15 protein-coding genes are annotated in these 18866 nt (G+C 52.7%); 14 read left to right on the top strand and 1 reads right to left on the bottom strand.

Features of this window, described 5'->3' with window-relative positions; translation table 11 throughout:
• Positions 1-5 precede the first annotated feature (5 nt).
• From AC0YN0_RS15445 to AC0YN0_RS15400, 10 genes are all read left to right on the top strand, one after another.
• A complete protein-coding gene (locus AC0YN0_RS15445) occupies positions 6-215 on the top strand; it encodes a hypothetical protein (protein ID WP_475822039.1) in 210 nt (69 codons plus the stop codon).
• A 292-nt stretch (positions 216-507) separates the two neighbouring features.
• Positions 508-1494 (top strand): sulfonate ABC transporter substrate-binding protein, encoded by a 987-nt coding sequence (locus tag AC0YN0_RS15440; protein ID WP_475822509.1) that lies wholly within the window; start codon positions 508-510, stop codon positions 1492-1494.
• A gap of 101 nt (positions 1495-1595) precedes the next feature.
• Positions 1596-2738, top strand: a complete 1143-nt coding sequence (gene ssuD, locus AC0YN0_RS15435) for an FMNH2-dependent alkanesulfonate monooxygenase (protein ID WP_475822508.1) — start codon at positions 1596-1598, stop codon at positions 2736-2738.
• A 14-nt stretch (positions 2739-2752) separates the two neighbouring features.
• Entirely contained in the window at positions 2753-3550 is a 798-nt protein-coding gene (gene ssuC, locus AC0YN0_RS15430) for an aliphatic sulfonate ABC transporter permease SsuC (RefSeq protein ID WP_475822038.1), read from the top strand.
• Positions 3505-4413: an ATP-binding cassette domain-containing protein gene (locus AC0YN0_RS15425; RefSeq protein ID WP_475822037.1), complete on the top strand. Its 909-nt coding sequence runs from the start codon at positions 3505-3507 to the stop codon at positions 4411-4413. Before ssuC ends, AC0YN0_RS15425 begins: the two co-directional genes overlap by 46 nt.
• Before the next feature lie 245 nt (positions 4414-4658).
• Positions 4659-5090 (top strand): YciI family protein, encoded by a 432-nt coding sequence (locus tag AC0YN0_RS15420; protein ID WP_475822036.1) that lies wholly within the window; start codon positions 4659-4661, stop codon positions 5088-5090.
• On the top strand, positions 5090-6340 hold the full coding sequence (locus AC0YN0_RS15415; protein WP_475822035.1) for an RNA polymerase sigma factor: 1251 nt from the start codon (positions 5090-5092) through the stop codon (positions 6338-6340). Before AC0YN0_RS15420 ends, AC0YN0_RS15415 begins: the two co-directional genes overlap by 1 nt.
• Positions 6341-6451: 111 nt before the next feature.
• A complete protein-coding gene (locus AC0YN0_RS15410; RefSeq protein WP_475822034.1) occupies positions 6452-6853 on the top strand; it encodes a VOC family protein in 402 nt (133 codons plus the stop codon).
• 36 nt (positions 6854-6889) lie between these two features.
• Positions 6890-7231 carry a DUF1801 domain-containing protein gene (locus AC0YN0_RS15405; protein WP_475822033.1) on the top strand — a complete coding sequence of 114 codons (342 nt, stop codon included), beginning with the start codon at positions 6890-6892 and terminating at the stop codon, positions 7229-7231.
• Positions 7232-7684: 453 nt separating this feature from the next.
• The gene (locus AC0YN0_RS15400; protein ID WP_475822032.1) at positions 7685-8773 is read left to right on the top strand and encodes a serine hydrolase domain-containing protein; all 1089 of its coding nucleotides are present in this window, start codon (positions 7685-7687) and stop codon (positions 8771-8773) included.
• A 43-nt stretch (positions 8774-8816) separates the two neighbouring features.
• Here AC0YN0_RS15400 and AC0YN0_RS15395 read toward each other — a convergent pair whose 3' ends face one another.
• Positions 8817-10223, bottom strand: a complete 1407-nt coding sequence (locus AC0YN0_RS15395; protein WP_475822031.1) for a GNAT family N-acetyltransferase — start codon at positions 10221-10223, stop codon at positions 8817-8819.
• A 321-nt stretch (positions 10224-10544) separates the two neighbouring features.
• Between AC0YN0_RS15395 and AC0YN0_RS15390 the strand changes: the two genes are divergently transcribed.
• From AC0YN0_RS15390 to AC0YN0_RS15375, 4 genes are all read left to right on the top strand, one after another.
• Complete coding sequence (locus AC0YN0_RS15390) at positions 10545-11135, top strand: Crp/Fnr family transcriptional regulator (RefSeq protein ID WP_475822030.1); 591 nt, start codon at positions 10545-10547, stop codon at positions 11133-11135.
• A gap of 128 nt (positions 11136-11263) precedes the next feature.
• Positions 11264-12001, top strand: coding sequence for an SDR family oxidoreductase (locus tag AC0YN0_RS15385; protein ID WP_475822029.1), 738 nt, complete (start codon positions 11264-11266; stop codon positions 11999-12001).
• Between the two features lie 278 nt (positions 12002-12279).
• The gene (locus AC0YN0_RS15380; RefSeq protein ID WP_475822028.1) at positions 12280-18138 is read left to right on the top strand and encodes a beta strand repeat-containing protein; all 5859 of its coding nucleotides are present in this window, start codon (positions 12280-12282) and stop codon (positions 18136-18138) included.
• Between the two features lie 116 nt (positions 18139-18254).
• Complete coding sequence (locus AC0YN0_RS15375; RefSeq protein ID WP_475822027.1) at positions 18255-18860, top strand: S-Ena type endospore appendage; 606 nt, start codon at positions 18255-18257, stop codon at positions 18858-18860.
• Positions 18861-18866 lie beyond the last annotated feature (6 nt).

Below are 18866 nucleotides of genomic sequence, written 5' to 3'. Positions count from 1 at the left end.
ATTATATGGATTCCGCAACGCGCTCGCATGGCGATAGAGTAGAGACGGTCCTGACCTACGACAAAGAGACTGGCGAGATACGGATTATTGCCGCAACCATCGGTGACGACAATAACCTTACCGCAGAGAATGAAATTGTGCTCGATCGCGACAAAGCGCTCAAATTGTACTTGTTCCTTAGCAATATTTTCGCTGAGAGCGATCGTCCTAATTAATCGAATATGGTGAGCTTTAAAGAGTGCATATAAGACTTTTCGTTTGACCCAAAAAAGACGGGGGCGAAAAGTCTTATTTGTTTGAAAAAATGAGCAAAAAAATAGTTCTTGACGCCAATTTATGTCAATGTTATCATTTCGTTAAATACAAGTTAACTCATCGGATTAATTATATATTTGACGCTACCGGACCACCGGAGGTCTCTCTAATCGCACTGAAGGTGCGGGTGGGGAGACCTTTGTCTATTTATAACGATTCGATTAGAAACGAAGACGAGAGGGGTTTTGGATGATGAAGAAAAAGTGGGGGACTTCCAAGTTTGTAGCAGCGGCATTGCTTGCATTAACGATGGTGGTGACGGCATGCGGCAATAACGGAGAGAAAGCAAACGAAGGGGCATCGGGTAAGGAGACTAGAGATATTACGATCAAGATCGGTTATCAGAAGTATGGAACGATTAACATTTTGAAGGCAGACGGAGCGCTTGATAAGCGCTTGAGCGAGGAGCGCAACATTAAGATCGAATGGATCGAGTTTCCCGGCGGGCCTCAATTGCTCGAAGCGCTTAACGTAGGCAGTCTCGATCTGGGACATACGGGAGAAGCGCCGCCAATCTTCGCGCAGGCTGCAGGCGCACCGCTCGTTTATTTGGCGCATGAACCGGCTAGTCCGCAGAGTGAGGGCATTATCGTTCCGAAGGATTCGCCGATCAAGTCGGTTGCCGATCTGAAGGGCAAGACGGTCGTGCTGAACAAAGGCTCTAACGTGCATTACCTGCTCGTGAAGCAGCTCGAGAAGGCAGGCGTCGATTACAAGGATGTTGAAGTTAAGTTTCTGCCGCCGGCAGATGCACGGGCTGCTTTCGAGAAGGGCAGCGTAGACGCATGGGTCATCTGGGATCCGTTCCTCGCGGCAGCACAGACCGCTACAGGCGGCACGATATTAGCTGACGGCAAGGATGTCGTATCGAATCACGAATTCTATCTTGCCACTCGTACGTTTGCGGAGAAATATCCGGATATCGTTGACATCCTCCTAGAGGAAGCGGACAAAATCGATGCTTGGTCGAAGGATCATCCGCAGGAGCTGGCGGAGAAGCTGTCACCGCAGCTTGGCATTGATGTAGAATCGCTGCTGCTGGCGGCAGGCCGTCGCAATTACGGCGTGCAGCCGATCGATGAAGAGCTGATTAAGGCGCAGCAGGCCATTGCCGATACGTTCTTCAATCTGGAGCTCATTCCAGAGAAGCTAGATATTAACGATGCCATTCTTAAATAACCAAATACAAGATGAAACGGCTAACGCCGTCCTTTGGCTGCGCGGCTCGGTTATAAGTAGAAAACTTCTTATATTTTAAATAAAAGGTGAGGGTGATTATGATGAATGTATTCTGGTTTATACCTACGCATGGAGATGGTCGCTATCTCGGCACGAGCCAAGGCGCGCGTGCTGTGGATGCCGATTACATGCAACAGATCGCTGTTGCCGCGGATCGACTTGGTTATGAAGGCGTATTGCTTCCGACCGGTACTTCTTGCGAGGATCCTTGGATTATTGCGTCCTCGCTTGTACCGGCAACGAGACGCCTGAAGTTTCTCGTTGCCGTTCGTCCGGGCTTGATGTCGCCAACGTTGGCGGCTCGAATGGCTGCATCGCTGGATCGCATATCTGGCGGCAGGCTGCTCATTAACGTGGTAGCAGGAGGCGACCCGGTTGAATTGGCCGGCGATGGACTATTCCTGAACCATACGGACCGATACCACCTCACAAGCGAGTTTCTCCAAATATGGCGGAGGGAGCTTTCGGGTGAGAATGTGGATTTCGAAGGCGACTATCTGCATGTGAAGGGCGGCCATGTGCTGTATCCGCCGATTCAGCAGCCGTATCCGCCGCTCTGGTTCGGAGGTTCCTCGGAGGTAGCGCAGGGAATCGCGGCGGAGCAGGTCGATGTGTACTTGACTTGGGGCGAACCGCCAGCCGACGTTGCTGCCAAGATCGCGGAGATGAGGAAGCTTGCGGAAGCTCAAGGCCGCACGCTCAAGTTCGGCATCCGGCTGCACGTTATCGTAAGGGAGACGGAGGAGGAAGCGTGGCAAGCGGCAGATAAACTGATCCAGCACGTCGACGATCAGACGATAGCCGAAGCGCAGCGCATCTTCAGCCGCTTCGACTCGGTAGGTCAGCAGCGGATGGCGAAGTTGCATGAAGGCAGCCGCGAGCAGTTGGAGATTAGCCCTAACCTATGGGCGGGAATCGGGCTTGTCCGCGGCGGGGCGGGTACTGCGCTCGTCGGCAGGCCGGAGATTGTCGCGGAACGGATGCGGGAATACGAAGCGCTCGGGATCGAAACGTTTATTTTCTCCGGCTACCCGCATCTAGAGGAAGCTTATCGGGTGGCAGAGCTGTTGTTCCCGTTATTGTCGCTAGATCAGAAGCCGATAGCCGGTCCGACGTCTATTAGTCCTTTTGGCGAAATTATTGCGAATGTTGTCAAACCTACACCTAGAGCCTCGGCTCATTAATGGAGAGGGTTATAATGAGACATTCAGCTCGCAAGTTCACAACAATCGCGTTGCCGTGGTATATACCCGTACTCATTGTAGTTGTATGGCAAGTGTTAAGCAGTGCTGGCGTGATCTCCACACGAACTTTGCCGTCGCCGGATCAGGTCGTCAGAGCCGCGTTCGAGCTGCTGGCTAATGGAAAGCTTATTGAGGCGCTCGCCGTTAGTACCTGGAGAGCGGCAATTGGTTTCGTAATTGGAGCGGGTATTGGGTTCGTTCTTGGATTATTGAACGGTGTCATCGGATTATCCGACAAACTAACGGATTCGACGCTGCAGATGATTCGAAATGTTCCCCATCTCGCCATGATTCCGCTCGTCATTGCCTGGTTCGGAATTGGTGAAACGGCGAAAATATTTTTAGTGGCGCTCGGCGTTATGTTTCCGATCTATCTCAACACGCTTCACGGGATCAGATCCGTCGATACTGGCCTTATCGAGATGGGCAACGTTTACGGACTAAACAGATGGCAGCTCTATCGCCGAGTGATTTTGCCTGGAGCGATGCCTTCGATTCTCGTCGGTCTTCGCTTCGCGCTCGGTATCATGTGGCTGACGCTCATTGTCGCAGAGACGATCGCGGCTGATTCCGGCATCGGTTATATGGCGATGAATGCACGGGAGTTTTTCCAATTGGACGTCGTCGTTCTAGCGATTATTTTGTATGCGCTGTTGGGTAAGCTGTCTGATTTAATGGCCAAGTGGCTGGAGAGGAGATGGCTGCAATGGCATCCCCATTTCGCAAAAGCGGCGCCGCAGTCGAAGAGCTAGAACTAGAGAGGGAGACGGCGCAAAAATCGCAGGCTGCTACTAATAAGCAACTCTCGGCAGTTGCTCCTGCTGCTTCCGGTGAAGCATCAGAGGCACACGGCGTATCAATCGAACTGAAAGGCGTGTCCAAACGGTTCGGCGAGAAAAAGGTATTAAGCGACCTTAATCTATCAATCGAACCTGGCAAGTTCATCGCGATTGTCGGCCGAAGCGGCTGCGGGAAGAGCACGCTGCTAAGGCTGCTCGCAGGGCTGGACGAAATTTCCTCCGGCTCGCTGACGAGACAGGATGAACCGGTATCCGGCATTAACCAAGATACGAGGTTTATGTTTCAAGATGCAAGGCTGCTGCCTTGGCAGACCGTTCTTGATAACGTGAAGATTGGACTGGCGGGAGACAAGTCGGCGGACGCGGAGCGGAAGGCATATGCCGCGCTTCAATTAGTCGGTCTATCGGATCGGGCTAAGGAGTGGCCATCGATCCTATCCGGCGGTCAGCGCCAGCGCGTTGCGCTTGCGAGAGCGTTAGTCGGCCATCCTCATTTGCTGCTGTTCGATGAGCCTTTAGGCGCGCTGGATGCGCTGACTCGAATTGACATGCAGCGGCTGATTGAACGGTTATGGCAGACGCGCGGTTTCACGGCTGTTCTTGTCACCCATGATGTCAGCGAAGCGGTTGCTTTGGCAGACCGCGTCATTCTGATCGACGAGGGGCAAGTAGCGCTCGATATTCCGATTACGCTTGCCCGCCCGCGGGTGAAGGACAGCGGATTCGCATATTTCGAGAAGCTGATTCTCGACCGGGTGCTTACGCCGGCTGAGCAGTCTGTCATAGATCAGAGCGAATCTGTCTTTGACATCTAATCTATCTAAAAAAAAGTCGGAAGATCGCGGTAGGGCAGCCAATAGGTGCGCTAACGCGATCTTCTTTTGTTTTTTGCTTTATAGGGTTGATGGTGCATCCTATGTCATTATCCAGTATTATGAAGATGAATATATGTCGGGACTTGCAACTGGCGTTGTCGATTCCGAGTCAATCTGTTCGTCGTCTATATGGAGGCTGAAAGAGTTATGATGCCTCACATTATATCGAGGGTAGGTTATGAGTTATGCGATTTATGATGATTGTCAAAGCAAGTAAAGATTCAGAGGCGGGCGCAATGCCCAGCCAAGAGCTTATCGAAGCTATGCAGCGCTATAATGAGGAGCTCGTTAAGGCCGGTGTACTGCTTGCGGCGGATGGACTCCATGCGAGCTCCGGCGGTATTCGCATCTCGTATCCGGAGCCGGGCGGCAAGCCGAAAATAACGGACGGGCCGTTCACGGAAGCGAAGGAGATTATTGCCGGTTATACGCTGATCGAGGTGAAGTCGAGGGAAGAAGCGATCGAATGGGCGCTTCGGATGCCGGATCCGCACGGCTTCGGCGAAGGGCAGATCGAGCTTAGGCAGGTCATCGATCTGCATGATCTGATGGAAGATCCGGAGACGCTGGCCAAGGAGCTTGCGCTTCGCGATCAGATTGAGAGGTCTAAACCATAATGACCGATTCTTTGGCGGGGCGTACGATAGACGCTATCTGGCGCATCGAATCGGCGAGGCTTATCGCTGGATTGGCGCGAATGGTTCGCGATGTCGGCCTCGCCGAGGACTTGGCTCAGGACGCGCTTGTGATTGCGCTGGAGAAATGGCCTGAGTCGGGAATTCCCGATAATCCCGGTGCTTGGCTTATGACAACAGCGAAACGGCGAGCAATTGATCATCTCCGCAGAAGTAAGCTGCGGGATCAAAAATATGAAGAGATCGGACGCGGAAGCGAGCTGTATTCCGAGGATGATGTGAACAAAGCTATGGATGGAGAGGTCGGCGACGACCTTCTTCGTCTTATTTTTACTTCCTGTCATCCTGTATTGTCGCGAGAGGCGCGGGTCGCCCTTACATTGCGGCTGCTTGGCGGACTAACGACTGATGAAATTGCGCGAGCCTTTCTCGTTCCCGAGCCAACCGTGGCGCAGCGAATCGTTCGAGCGAAAAAAACATTAAGCGCCGAGCGGGTCGGGTTCGAGGCGCCATCTGGTGAAGCGCTGAAGGAACGTCTAGCGGCGGTTCTGGAAGTTATCTATTTAATGTTCAACGAGGGTTATTCGGCGACATCGGGAAGCGAGTGGCTTCGTCCGACCTTATGTCTCGAGGCGCTGAGGCTTGGTCGTATTCTCGCCGAGATCGCACCGGGCGAGTCGGAGGTTCATGGGCTTGTTGCGCTTATGGAGCTGCAATCCTCCAGATTCAGAACCCGTGTAGGCGCAGGCGGCGAGCCTATTCTTCTAATGGATCAGAACCGTGCGAAGTGGGATCATCTGCTGATCCGTCGCGGCTTAGCGGCGCTGGATCGAGCCCGGGCGCTTGGAGGACTGCTTGGTCCTTATACGCTTCAAGCTTCAATCTCTGCTTGTCATGCTCAGGCGATGGTCGCTGCAAATACCGATTGGGTACGCATTGCCGCTCTCTACGAAGCGTTGTCGCGCGTCCAACCGTCTGCGATTGTGGAGTTGAACCGTGCGGTCGCGATTGCTATGGCTTTTGGCCCTGCGTTCGGACTGCAGCTGGTCGAAGAGCTTGCCGCAGAGCCTGCACTTGCGACCTATTATTTGCTGCCGAGCGTAAGAGGAGATTTGCTAGTCAAGCTTGGACGAGCTGCCGAGGCGCGCGAGCAATTCGAGATAGCTGCCTCGCTGACGCGCAATGAACGCGAACGCGAGCTGTTGTTGAGACGTGCCGAGGAATGCGGTTAGCCGAGTCGAAATATTTTTTTGTGAAGCGTGTCGATTTCATTCCTTTCCATTCGTCGTCTTAGTAGAAAGCCAAATTCCAACTACTAAGAAATGAGAAAGGTTGATGAGAGAATGAACGTACTGCTAACCCCTTACCTAATGTCGGAGGATGCTAGAACGCAAGCGGAGTTCTATAAGCAAGCGCTTGGAGGAGAGACCATATCTGTCATGACGCATGCCCACACGCCTGGTATTCCAGAGGCATTCAAGAACAAGGTGATGCATTTGGCAATGTCGGTTGCAGGCGGCAACACGCTGTTCATGTCGGATTCCTTCGAGCCAGTGGCCGGCTCTCGATGCTTGAGTCTATCGCTAAGCTTTGAGAGCGAAGCCGAAGCGAAGGGAGCTTTCTCCAAGCTGAGCGAGGGCGGGGTCGTGAAGTATCCTCTCGAGAAGCAGCCATGGGGCGCTTCATACGGAGAGTTGCAGGACAAGTTCGGCGTAACTTGGATGATCGTGAACGAGACGAAATAGGATGTGTGACTAACGATAGCAGAGGAGAATGGAGAAATGAATCAAGAAGTAACTGACTTTATCGATGCATTGCCGGAGTCGTGGCACGCCGAGCTTAGCACGGCGCTGCGCGATGTTGTTCATCGCGCTATTCCGGATGTTCAGGAGCGTATTCAATATAAGAAGCCTCATTTTCTCAAAAACGGCAAGTACGCAGCTGCAATATCGACGTCGAAGGATGCGGTAAGCTTCATTATTTTCAATACGACGGGTCTAGCGCTGCCAGATGGGCTATTCGAAGGTCCGTCTGAACGCAAGACGATTAAGCTTAAGCGAGGCCAATCTGTTGATGCTGACTTGCTAATCCCGGTTGTAAGCGAGGCTTCTAGGGCGTTATAGGGTGAAATGAAGGGGCTGTCCTGAACTAACATGGTCTTAAGGCATGTTCGTTTGGGACAGCCCCTTTTATTGATCTCAATTTATATGATTTTTCACATAAGACCAGTTAAACAAGATGTAAACTGTCAAAACTTATACGATTTATCATACAAAAGTGGTCAATCTATCTACGCACTCAATGATTTAGTACGATTTTTCGATCAAAAACCCAGATTTGACCTATCCGTAAGGTTGTTTTATACGATAAATCGCCTAATTCGCCCATTAGCCCGTATGAAATCCATTCACCTCCGACTAGCTAAAGACTCGCGGCATTTTCCTTTTCTCTGCAGGCTATTTCCTTTAGCTTCAGTCTCCCTATCGCAGTGTAAGAAGATTGATTATTTTCCCAATTATCGGTATAATAACAAGAACATACGTTCTGTTCATTATACAGGGGAAGGGAATGGTTCTGTGGGGCGGCATGATGGGCAACTGCTGAAGTTGGAAGACCGAATGAGGCGGAGCAACGTTCAGGGCATTGGAGTAGCGGTCGTTCGAGATGGTTATGTGGAGTGGTCGGAGAGTTGGGGCGTATTGGAAGCGGGAGGACTTCGGCCGATCGATGCGGACACCCTCTTTCATGCATGCTCCATGAGCAAAATGGTGACGGCAATAGGAGTGCTGCGAGTAGTGCAGGACGGGTTGCTTGATGCGGAGTCTGACGTCAATCGGTATTTGACATCGTGGCAGGTTCCTGACAATACATATACGGACCAGGAGAAGGTAACGGTAGCGAGTCTGCTTGCTCACCACGCGGGTATCGTAGATCCTGACGGAAGCTTCGATGTTCATAATGGAGAGGATGACTTTCCTTCGCCAAAGCAGCTACTATCGGGACATACAGCGTATAATCCGGTTCCTGTAGAGGTAAGACAAGTTCCGGGCAGCCGGTTCTCTTATTCGGATGCTGGCTATACCGTTCTGGAGCAACTCATTGAGGACATTACGGGCGAGTCTTTCGCAAGTGCAATGAACAGGCTGGTGATAGAACCGCTGGAATTAAAGCGCACCTTATTTTGGAATGGCGAAACAGTAGATGGGGAATATGCTAATGCGCGCTTTGTGGAGAATGCAGCAGCAGGGCATGACAAGAACGGCCGCCTAGTTGAAGGAAGGAAGTGGCACTATCCCAATCTGTCGGGGGCAGGCCTATGGACGACGCCAGCTGAATTCGCTGCGTTGACCTTGGAGATTATTCGCGCTTGGGAAGGAAGCGTTACGTCAATATTGCGTCCTGATTTAGCGAGAGCAATGTTGACGAGCTATGGTCCGGCGCCGGGAGTGGGTCTAGGTGTTTTCCTTCCCGATGCCGCTGGAATGCCTTGCTTCTTTTCGCAAGGATGGGGCGTCGGGTATCAATGCAAGATGGTATCATTTCCGAGTCTTAAGAGCGGCGTTGTCGTCATGATGAACGCTGAACCGGGGAAACACCAGGATGAATCGTTAGTCGGTGAAGTCATTAGAGAAGTGAGCAAGGTGTGTGGCTGGCCAATTATTTAGGCCGAGGAACGACAACCGCCGATTGCTCGGCGGTTGTCAGGCATTACAGATGCAGCTTGCGGATGATTTCTTGCTCGGACTGCTCGGCGATAACGAATCCGAGAGATGCATATAGGCGGGCTGCCCGCTCGTTGCCTTGTCGATGTCCGAGCGTGATGCTGCTGCAACCGTGCTTCTCTTTTATATAATGAATGAGCTCAAGCATACCGGCTTTTCCGAAGCGCTTATTTTGATAATTGTGATCGATCATATAAGCCATAATCCAGTAAGCGCCATCGTCGGGATCAACGGCATAAACGGTAAAGCCGATTAATTGTTCGCCCGCATAAATAGCCAGTGGAGTGAATCCGCAATAAGCGGATTCTGCAAGCCAATAGACGGCGGGGCTAGGGAATACGCTTCGCTGTTCTTCTGTTACCTCAAGCGAGGAGCAAGCGTACCAATTATTATGGTCGATCGGCGCAAGTCTGACTGCCGGGCTATATTTTTCGCGAATTTGACCGCATATTCGCAACAGCTTATCTCTCAGCGCAGTGGCCCATTCGGGTGATGTCGCATCGTCCATTCCCTCGACGCTGCGCAGCAGCCTGGCGAATGAATTGAGATCGGAGAACTTCTGAAACAGGGGAATTCGTTCTATATAAAATTCATCCAATGGTTTAATTGATCTGTATCCAGCAAGGAACGACGCTAATTGTCGTCTTGCTTCTTCGCTATCTTGTTCGAGAAGATCGGATACAGCGGACGCCACGTCCATCATGAACCAATGAACCATCGCGTCATCGAAATCAATGGCGTAATAAAGCGCCTCATCAGACGAATAAAACATATTATCGGTCTCGAAATCATAGTGAATAAGTCCGGTATGTCCCTCACCGATTGGCAGCGCTTGAAGTTGTTCGTGTAAGCTTGAGAGCTCATGCTTAAGCGCGGTCTCTTCGGGGTAACGCTGCAAGACCGATGAAACGAAATGCAGCGCATCGTCCCAGCTCTTGCGCGAATTTGTGTCTGGGCGGTACGTTTCGGATAAATAATGCAGCGACGCTAGAGCCTTTCCCCAGCTAGTCAGGTGATCATCGGACATTTTCTCGAGGGGAATATACGAGCCTTTGGCCTGTTCGAATACCGTTCCGAAATAACGCCCATGATCGGTCGATATAGTCTCTAACCATTGCCCGTTCTTCGAACGGACCGGGGCGGCGGCCGGATAACCTTGGGCGATCAAATAAAGGATGAAATCGAGCTCGGCCCCAATTTGCTGGGGCGTATTATCTTCTTCGTGGATGAAACGGAGGAAATATCGTGTTCCGCTTCGTTCGAAGGTATAAACAAAGTTGCTGCTAGCTCGCCAAAACTTCAGCGTGCCTGCATCGTGCTCCCATAATTCAAGCAATTGCTCGGACGGAATAGGGCTTACCGTACCCCGAATCATATTTCTTAAATACATCATTGCCTGCTTGCCTCCCATTGCCTAATGAGAGGTGTATTTTACAAATGCGCTATACGACCTCTCATTGGCTCTTGTCTATTAAGGATCTTGTTCAAACACCATCACTCCTTCAAGTTATTGTAGGGAGGCGACTGGAACTGCATTTGTCGTTTGTACTCATTCCCTCGTTACACATTGTCAGTCAGTTTGCCTCGTGACATCAAGGTACAATTCAGATTAAAGCGAATGTTACCGTCCGCAGGAGACGGGTTTAGGAAACCGAATTGTTCATATTAGAGGATTTGCAATAATTTTTATGCGCGATTAAGCGGGGTGAGCTTTATGGAAGAAAGTCGGGAAGAGTATGACTCTTTGAAAAAGCGGATGGGCAAATTAGCCGTCCCTGACCAGGATTGGGAGATATTTGTGGAGCGGACGATGGTCAGAAGGTTGAAACGGGACTATTTTGCAGTGCGGGCAGGGGAGACGGTTCATTGCGCATACTTCTGCATAAAAGGATTATTTCGCTTCTTCTATACGTTGGACGATGGCAAGGAGTTCACGAAGAGCTTCGCGTTAGAGGGGGATATCGTTACATCTTATGGAGCAATGATTAGCGGCGAGCCTTCCTATTTCTCGATACAGGCGCTGGAGGAGGCGCTCGTCATTGAAATTCCGTATACGCTGCTGTTGGAATTAGTGGACCGGAGCCGTCATTGGGAAAGGTTCTTGCGTCATAGCGTGGAGCAGCTATACAGGAAGAAAGAAGAGCGAGAGCGGGAGTTGCTCTACTTGAGCGCGGCAGAGCGGCTGGAAGCGTTTAAGAAGAAATACCCAGGACTCGATGCGCGCATTCCTCAGTACTTTATTGCTTCCTATTTGGGTATTAGTCCGGTTTCGCTAAGCCGAATCGTCAATCAATCCAAAACTTAACCTATGTTAATGAAGCTCGCTGCGGGTGAAGCTACAATAAACTCATATTTCACTGCGATACGATTGTTTCTTGCCTCCAAAGGAAGGTAGCAGTCGTGTAAGTATGAATAATGAGGGAGTGGGCGGGGATGAGGTTGACGGGCCATACGGTGTTGATTACAGGCGGCGGATCTGGAATCGGGTTCGCGGTTGCGAAAAAGCTTGTTCGAATGGGTAATAAAGTGATTATCGTTGGGCGGGATGTGAGCAAGCTTGAAGCTGCGCGGAGAGCTATCCCTGAGCTGGCCATTCATGCTTGCGATATTGGTGTGGAGGAGCAGCGGGTATCGCTTGCGGAATGGCTGAAGGCGGAGTATTCGGAGCTTTCGGTACTAATTAATAATGCGGGTGTTCAATACCATGCGCGCTTCGATCAGGATCCACCTTCCCTGAATGCTATTCATCATGAACTGGAGATCAACTTTATAGCGGTTGTAAGGTTATGCTCGTTGTTGATTCCTATGCTGTCATTGCGCTCGGAAGCGGCCATCATTAATCTATCGTCGGGACTGGCGATCGCTCCGAAGTCGGGAGCGGCAATTTATTGTGCGACCAAGGCTGCCGTTTCCACATTTACTAGATCGCTTAGGTATCAGTTGGAACAATCTTCAATACAAGTATTTGAAGTGTTGCCGCCGCTTGTGGATACGGATATGGTGCGAGGAAGAGGCAAAGGCAAGATTAGTGCCGATGCTTTCGCTGATCAGATGATTGCGGGAGTGGTCAGAGGGCGCTTTGTACTGCATGTAGGCAAGACAAAGCTGCTTTATTATTTGCATCGTTTTATGCCTAAGGTGGCCTATCGGATTATGAAGCACGGGTTATAAATCTAGGATGATGAATGGTTCAGGCGTTATAAGGTTGACATAATGGAGGGGCAGTGCGGGATGAACAGTCCTGTGTTGCTCCTTTTATGCGTGGAATTGATAGCCCTTTTAGACAAACCTATGCTCTTTTATAGAAGTTTTTGTGTGTAATACAGATGAGAGTACAATCACTAGATGAAAAGAATCCATTAACTAATCATATGTGGGTTACGGGAGTGTTGGGGAAATTGGAAGCGGGATGACGACTATTGTAACGGGGGCCCAGAAGGTCTATGAATATGTATTGCGGTAATCCCAAATGTAAGGCGGGCGGCTCATGCGCAGGCGGGTTAAGTTGTGATGGACTTAAGCCTAAAAAAGGAATAACGGGAGCAACGGGGGCTACTGGAGCTACAGGAGCTACAGGTGCGACAGGCCTGAGTGGTGTTACTGGGGCAACTGGCGCTACAGGTCCAACGGGTGGAACTGGTGCAACCGGGGAGACTGGTCCGACCGGTGAAACTGGAGTGACTGGTGCGACCGGGGTGGCGGGCTCAACTGGTGTAACAGGAGCAACGGGTGCGACTGGTCTAACTGGAGCAACAGGATCGACTGGGCCAACAGGTCCAACAGGAACAACCGGTCCAACTGGGGTGACGGGTGCAACTGGTGTTACAGGTCCAACAGGTGAGGCTGGAGCGACTGGCCCAACGGGTGAAACAGGAGCGACTGGTGCAACCGGGGTGACGGGTCCGACTGGAGTTACAGGAGTTACGGGTCCGACGGGGGAGATTGGAGCGACTGGAGTTACAGGTCAAACAGGTGCAACCGGTCTGACAGGAGTTACAGGAGCAACCGGTCTGACGGGATCTACAGGAGTGACAGGTCCAACAGGTCCAACGGGTTCAACCGGAACAACGGGTGAGACTGGAGCGACTGGAGTTACAGGTCAAACAGGAGCAACTGGTCTGACAGGAGTTACAGGAGTGACGGGTCCGACTGGTCCGACTGGTGTTACAGGCCCAACGGGCGAAACTGGTCTAACAGGAGCGACTGGAGTTACAGGTGAAACAGGAGCAACCGGTCTGACAGGAGTGACAGGTCCGACCGGTCTAACGGGAGCGACAGGTCTAACGGGTCCGACTGGTGTAACAGGTCCAACCGGATCAACGGGTGAAACAGGAGGGACTGGTGCAACCGGGTTGACGGGTCCGACTGGTATTACAGGCCCAACGGGCGAAACCGGCCTAACAGGAGCGACAGGCTCGACGGGAGTTACAGGAGTTACCGGTCCGACGGGTTCGACAGGTCTAACTGGTATTACAGGTCCAACAGGAGAAACCGGATCAACGGGTGAAACAGGAGTGACTGGAGTTACAGGTCCAACCGGTTTAACAGGAGCAACTGGAGCGACAGGCTCGACTGGTGCAACCGGTTTGACAGGTCCAACTGGTGAAACTGGTGCAACCGGTTTGACAGGTCCGACTGGAGTTACAGGTCCAACAGGAGCAATCGGTCTAACAGGAGTTACAGGTCCAACGGGTGAAACTGGTCTAACAGGAGCGACAGGCTCGCCGGGAGTTACAGGAGTTACTGGTCCGACTGGTGCAACCGGTTTGACAGGTCCGACTGGAGTTACAGGTCCAACAGGAGCAATCGGTCTGAATGGTATTACAGGTCCAACAGGTCCAACAGGAGCAACAGGAGCAACCGGATCAAAGGGTGAAACAGGAGCGACTGGTGCAACCGGGTTGACAGGTCTGACTGGTGTAACAGGTCCAACGGGTGAAACTGGTCTAACAGGAGCGACAGGCTCAACGGGAGTTACAGGAGTTACCGGCCCGATGGGCGAAACAGGAGTGACTGGTGCAACTGGTTTGACAGGTGCGACTGGGCTTACAGGTCCGACGGGTCCGACAGGTGAAACTGGAGCGACTGGAGTTACAGGTCAAACCGGTTTAACAGGTCCGACTGGTGATACCGGTCCAACAGGTGAGACTGGAGCGACTGGGGCAACTGGGTTGACAGGCCTGACAGGTGTAACGGGTCCGACGGGTCTTACTGGAGCGACTGGTGTAACAGGTCCAACAGGAGTGACTGGTCTGACAGGAGTTACAGGAGTGACAGGTCCGACCGGATCAACGGGTGAAACAGGAGCGATTGGTGCAACCGGGTTGACGGGTCCGACTGGGACAACTGGAGCGACCGGTCCGGCGGGTGAGACTGGAGTGACTGGAGTGACTGGTGTGACAGGTTCAACCGGTCTAACGGGAGCGACAGGTCCGACTGGTGCAACTGGTTTGACAGGTGCAACTGGTGTTACAGGTTCAACCGGAGCAACAGGTCCAACGGGCTCGACGGGTTCGACAGGTGAAACAGGTGCGACTGGGACAACTGGGGTGACAGGTGCAACTGGTATTACAGGTCCAACAGGAGCAACGGGTCCGACCGGTTTAACCGGAGCGACAGGTCTAACTGGTGTAACAGGTCTAACGGGAGCGACAGGCTTGACGGGTGGAACAGGTGCGACTGGTGTAACAGGTCCGACAGGAGCGACCGGTCTGACAGGAGTTACAGGAGTGACAGGTTCGACCGGTCTAACGGGAGCGACAGGTCTGACTGGTGTAACAGGTCTAACGGGAGCGACTGGTGCAACCGGGTTGACAGGCCCGACTGGTGTAACAGGTCCAACAGGTCCAACTGGATTAACGGGTGAAATAGGAGCGACCGGTCCAACGGGTGAGACTGGAGTGACGGGTGTGACAGGTTCAACCGGTCCAACAGGTGAAACTGGTGTTACAGGCCCAACAGGAGCAACGGGTCCGACCGGTCTAGCGGGAGCGACAGGTCCGACTGGTGTAGCAGGTCCAACTGGTTCAACAGGAGCAACCGGTCCGACTGGAGCTACAGGAGTGATAGGCCCAACCGGTCTAACGGGAGCGACAGGCCTGACGGGTGAAACAGGATCGACTGGTGCAACCGGGATAACGGGTCCTACTGGAGTTACCGGTCCAACGGGTGAAACTGGTCTAACAGGAGCGACAGGTTCGACGGGGGTTACAGGAGTTAGCGGTCCGACTGGTGCAACTGGAACGACTGGGGCAACCGGGGTAACAGGTCCGACCGGTGTTACAGGTCCAACAGGAGTAACCGGTTTAACGGGTGAAACTGGAGCGACTGGGGCAACCGGAGTTACCGGTCCGACTGGTGCAACCGGTCTAACGGGAGCCACAGGTTTGACGGGGGAAACAGGCGCGACTGGTCCAACCGGGGTGACGGGCCAGACTGGAGTTACAGGTCCAACCGGTTCAACAGGTCCAACAGGTCCAACAGGCGAAACTGGAGCGACGGGTCTAACAGGAGCGACAGGTTCAACGGGTGAGACTGGGGCAACCGGGGTGACAGGTCCAACCGGCGTTATTGGTCCAACTGGTGTTACAGGTCCAATGGGAGCAACAGGCCCAACGGGTGCAACCGGTTCAACAGGTCCGACAGGTCCGATAGGTCCAACAGGAGCGATAGGTCTAACAGGGGCGACAGGTTCGACTGGTGTTACAGGTCCAACCGGTTCAATGGGTGAAACGGGAGCGACTGGGGCAACTGGGTTGACAGGTCCGACTGGTGTGACAGGTGTTACAGGTCCAACGGGAGCAACGGGTCCAACGGGTGAAACAGGAGCGACCGGTGTTACAGGTCCAACAGGAGCCACCGGTTCAACGGGCGAAACAGGCGCGACTGGTGCAACCGGAGTGACAGGTCCGACCGGTGTTACAGGTCCAACAGGAGCAACTGGTTTGACGGGTGAAACAGGAGCGACTGGGGCAACTGGAGTGACGGGTCCGACGGGTGCAACCGGTCTAACGGGAGCCACAGGTTTGACGGGTGAAACAGGCGCGACCGGTGTTGCGGGTCCAACTGGTGTTACAGGTCTAACAGGAGCAAGCGGTCCTACAGGCGAAACAGGAGCGACAGGTCCGACTGGAGTGACAGGTCCAACCGGTTCAATAGGTGAAACAGGAGCGACTGGGTTGACAGGTCCGACTGGTGTTACAGGTCCAACGGGGGCAACAGGCCCAACGGGTGAAACTGGAGCGACTGGTGTAACAGGTCTGACTGGTGCAACCGGGATGACGGGTCCGACAGGTATGACAGGTCTAACAGGAGTAACAGGTTCAACGGGTGAGACTGGGGCAACTGGGTTGACAGGTCCGACTGGTGCAACCGGGGTGACGGGTCAGACTGGAGTTACAGGTCCAACCGGCTCAACAGGAGCAACTGGTCCAACAGGAGCAACTGGTGCAACAGGTTTAACGGGTCCAACAGGATCAACGGGTGAAACAGGCGCGACTGGGGCAACCGGGTTGACAGGTGCGACCGGTGTTACAGGTCCAACGGGAGCAACTGGTCCTACAGGTGAAACTGGTGCAACAGGTTCAACGGGTGAGACTGGGCCAACTGGGTTGACAGGTGCGACCGGTGTTACAGGTCCAACGGGGGCAATGGGTGCAACTGGTGCAACCGGAGTGACAGGTGCGACCGGTGTAACAGGTCCATCAGGAGCAACCGGTTCAACGGGTGAAACAGGCGCGACTGGGGCAACCGGGGTTACAGGTCCAACCGGTTCAACAGGTCCAACAGGAACTACAGGTCCAACAGGTCTAACAGGAACGACAGGTCCAACTGGTCCGACAGGAGCGACAGGTCTAATAGGAGCTACGGGTTCGACAGGAGCAACTGGTGTTACAGGTCCAACGGGTGCAACTGGGTTAACGGGTTCGACTGGGCTTACAGGTCCAACAGGAGCACCCGGTGTAACAGGTTCAACAGGCTCGACTGGTGCAACCGGGGTTACAGGTCCGACCGGTGTAACAGGTCCAACAGGCTCGACTGGTGCAACCGGGGTTACAGGTCCGACCGGTGTAACAGGTCCAACAGGCTCGACTGGTGCAACCGGGTTGACAGGTCTGACCGGTGTAACAGGTCCAACAGGCTCGACTGGTGCAACCGGTGTGACAGGTCTGACCGGTGTAACAGGTCCAACAGGAGCAACCGGTTCAACGGGTGAAACAGGCGCGACTGGGGCAACCGGGGTTACAGGTCCAACCGGTTCAACAGGTCCAACAGGTCTAACAGGAACTACAGGTCCAACAGGTCTAACAGGAACGACAGGTCCAACTGGTCCGACAGGAGCGACAGGTCTAATAGGAGCTACGGGTTCGACAGGAGCAACTGGTGTTACAGGTCCAACGGGTGCAACTGGGTTAACGGGTTCGACTGGGCTTACAGGTCCAACAGGAGCACCCGGTGTAACAGGTTCAACAGGCTCGACTGGTGCAACCGGGGTGACAGGTCCGACCGGTGTAACAGGTCCAACAGGCTCGACTGGTGCAACCGGGGTTACAGGTCCGACCGGTGTAACAGGTTCAACAGGCTCGACTGGTGCAACCGGGGTGACAGGTCTGACTGGTCCAACAGGCTCGACTGGTGCAACCGGAGTGACAGGTCCAACAGGAACGACGGGTCCAACCGGTCCAACAGGAGCGACAGGCCCGACGGGTGCAACTGGGTTAACAGGCCCGACTGGTGTTACGGGTCCGACAGGTCCAACAGGAGCGACGGGTCCAACCGGTCCAACAGGAGCAACAGGTGCAACAGGAGCGACAGGGCCAAACTTTGCTGCGGAAGGGTTCTCAGCCTTCTTGTCTACCGTTACGCTAAGTGCTTCTGCGCAGCTTACGAACTGGTCGACTGCCAGTCCTTATTACGGCAATGCTAACTTCAATGCCGTGACAGGAAATTACACCATTCCTAATACAGGCAGATATACGATTCTGGCAACGATTAACTACTCGATGACAGCAGCGCTTAACGTTAGCCTTGGGGCAGGAGTTAATCCATATTTTCAAGTGCAAAGGTCTTCCCCGACCACTACCTCCCTTATTACAGGCCTGCTGCCGGTCTTGAACGTGAGTATTGTTCTCTTACTGACGCTAAGAGCGGTGCTTGGAAGCGGGGAAGTAACGTTAGCTGGAGAAGTGACGTTGAACGCAGGTGATGTTATCGGGTTGTATTATGTAGCTAATGGACTTACCGTCAACGTGAATATCGGTGGAGGACCGCCGAACGGGATTGTGTGGTCCGTGCATGAGATCACGTAACCGTACAACTCTGTTACCGAGGCTAGACGCCTATTAAGAACTAGGCATTCTACTATTATTCGCTCTATGTCCTAAGAGTTGTTAACCATACCTGCAATAGATACATTTACTATAAGATGTGGCGTTCATATGCGAGCGAAGGGAGAGGATTACGTGTGATCAAAAAGTACAGAAGAAAAAGACGATTGTTCACCATACCCTTTTCTCTTCGTATGAATCCCTACAAATGCAGAAAAAAATGTCGCCGCAAATGTAAAACAAAGCATAGATGCCGTAGAAAAAAAGACTGTTGCCATCACGAACGCTGCTGCAAGCCGCATCCGCACCCTCCAGTCCCGCCGTGGCCGCCTATTCCTCCCGTTCCGCCAATTCCGCCCACAAGATGCGAGCAACTTATTGATAAGGAGTGCTGCGGAAGCATACTTGTTCAAGGCGTCCAGCCCTCGTTTCAAATATGGCAGTCGGGTGTGGAGTGTTATATCAATATTGTCCAAGTCAGCGTGTATTCTTCGGGTAATAGCACGAATCCATTAATCGTTGACATTGTCGGCGAGGACAATAGACAATTCGTGATTCAGCCAGGAAATACCGTTAATTTCATCGGAAGATCGATTCATATCGTCCAGATATCTGTCCAGAATGCTAACGAGTTTTCATATGTAGAGGGGAAATACGTTGTCTCGACCTCGCTGCACACTCATAATCCTTCCATTGCCAGTTAATAAACA

This window comes from Paenibacillus sp. J22P218 (genome assembly GCF_056269195.1).
This window is presented reverse-complemented; position numbering and strand designations above follow the sequence as displayed.

Excerpts from the sequence above, each read along its gene's own strand:
- AC0YN0_RS15445 (WP_475822039.1), top strand. The coding sequence starts at position 6 with ATGGATTCCGCAACGCGCTCGCATGGCGATAGAGTAGAGACGGTCCTG.
- AC0YN0_RS15440 (WP_475822509.1), top strand. The coding sequence starts at position 508 with ATGAAGAAAAAGTGGGGGACTTCCAAGTTTGTAGCAGCGGCATTGCTT.
- ssuD (WP_475822508.1), top strand. The coding sequence starts at position 1,596 with ATGAATGTATTCTGGTTTATACCTACGCATGGAGATGGTCGCTATCTC.
- ssuC (WP_475822038.1), top strand. The coding sequence starts at position 2,753 with ATGAGACATTCAGCTCGCAAGTTCACAACAATCGCGTTGCCGTGGTAT.
- AC0YN0_RS15425 (WP_475822037.1), top strand. The coding sequence starts at position 3,505 with ATGGCATCCCCATTTCGCAAAAGCGGCGCCGCAGTCGAAGAGCTAGAA.
- AC0YN0_RS15420 (WP_475822036.1), top strand. The coding sequence starts at position 4,659 with ATGCGATTTATGATGATTGTCAAAGCAAGTAAAGATTCAGAGGCGGGC.
- AC0YN0_RS15415 (WP_475822035.1), top strand. The coding sequence starts at position 5,090 with ATGACCGATTCTTTGGCGGGGCGTACGATAGACGCTATCTGGCGCATC.
- AC0YN0_RS15410 (WP_475822034.1), top strand. The coding sequence starts at position 6,452 with ATGAACGTACTGCTAACCCCTTACCTAATGTCGGAGGATGCTAGAACG.
- AC0YN0_RS15405 (WP_475822033.1), top strand. The coding sequence starts at position 6,890 with ATGAATCAAGAAGTAACTGACTTTATCGATGCATTGCCGGAGTCGTGG.
- AC0YN0_RS15395 (WP_475822031.1), bottom strand. The coding sequence starts at position 10,223 with ATGATGTATTTAAGAAATATGATTCGGGGTACGGTAAGCCCTATTCCG.
- AC0YN0_RS15390 (WP_475822030.1), top strand. The coding sequence starts at position 10,545 with ATGGAAGAAAGTCGGGAAGAGTATGACTCTTTGAAAAAGCGGATGGGC.
- AC0YN0_RS15385 (WP_475822029.1), top strand. The coding sequence starts at position 11,264 with ATGAGGTTGACGGGCCATACGGTGTTGATTACAGGCGGCGGATCTGGA.
- AC0YN0_RS15380 (WP_475822028.1), top strand. The coding sequence starts at position 12,280 with ATGTATTGCGGTAATCCCAAATGTAAGGCGGGCGGCTCATGCGCAGGC.
- AC0YN0_RS15375 (WP_475822027.1), top strand. The coding sequence starts at position 18,255 with ATGTGGCGTTCATATGCGAGCGAAGGGAGAGGATTACGTGTGATCAAA.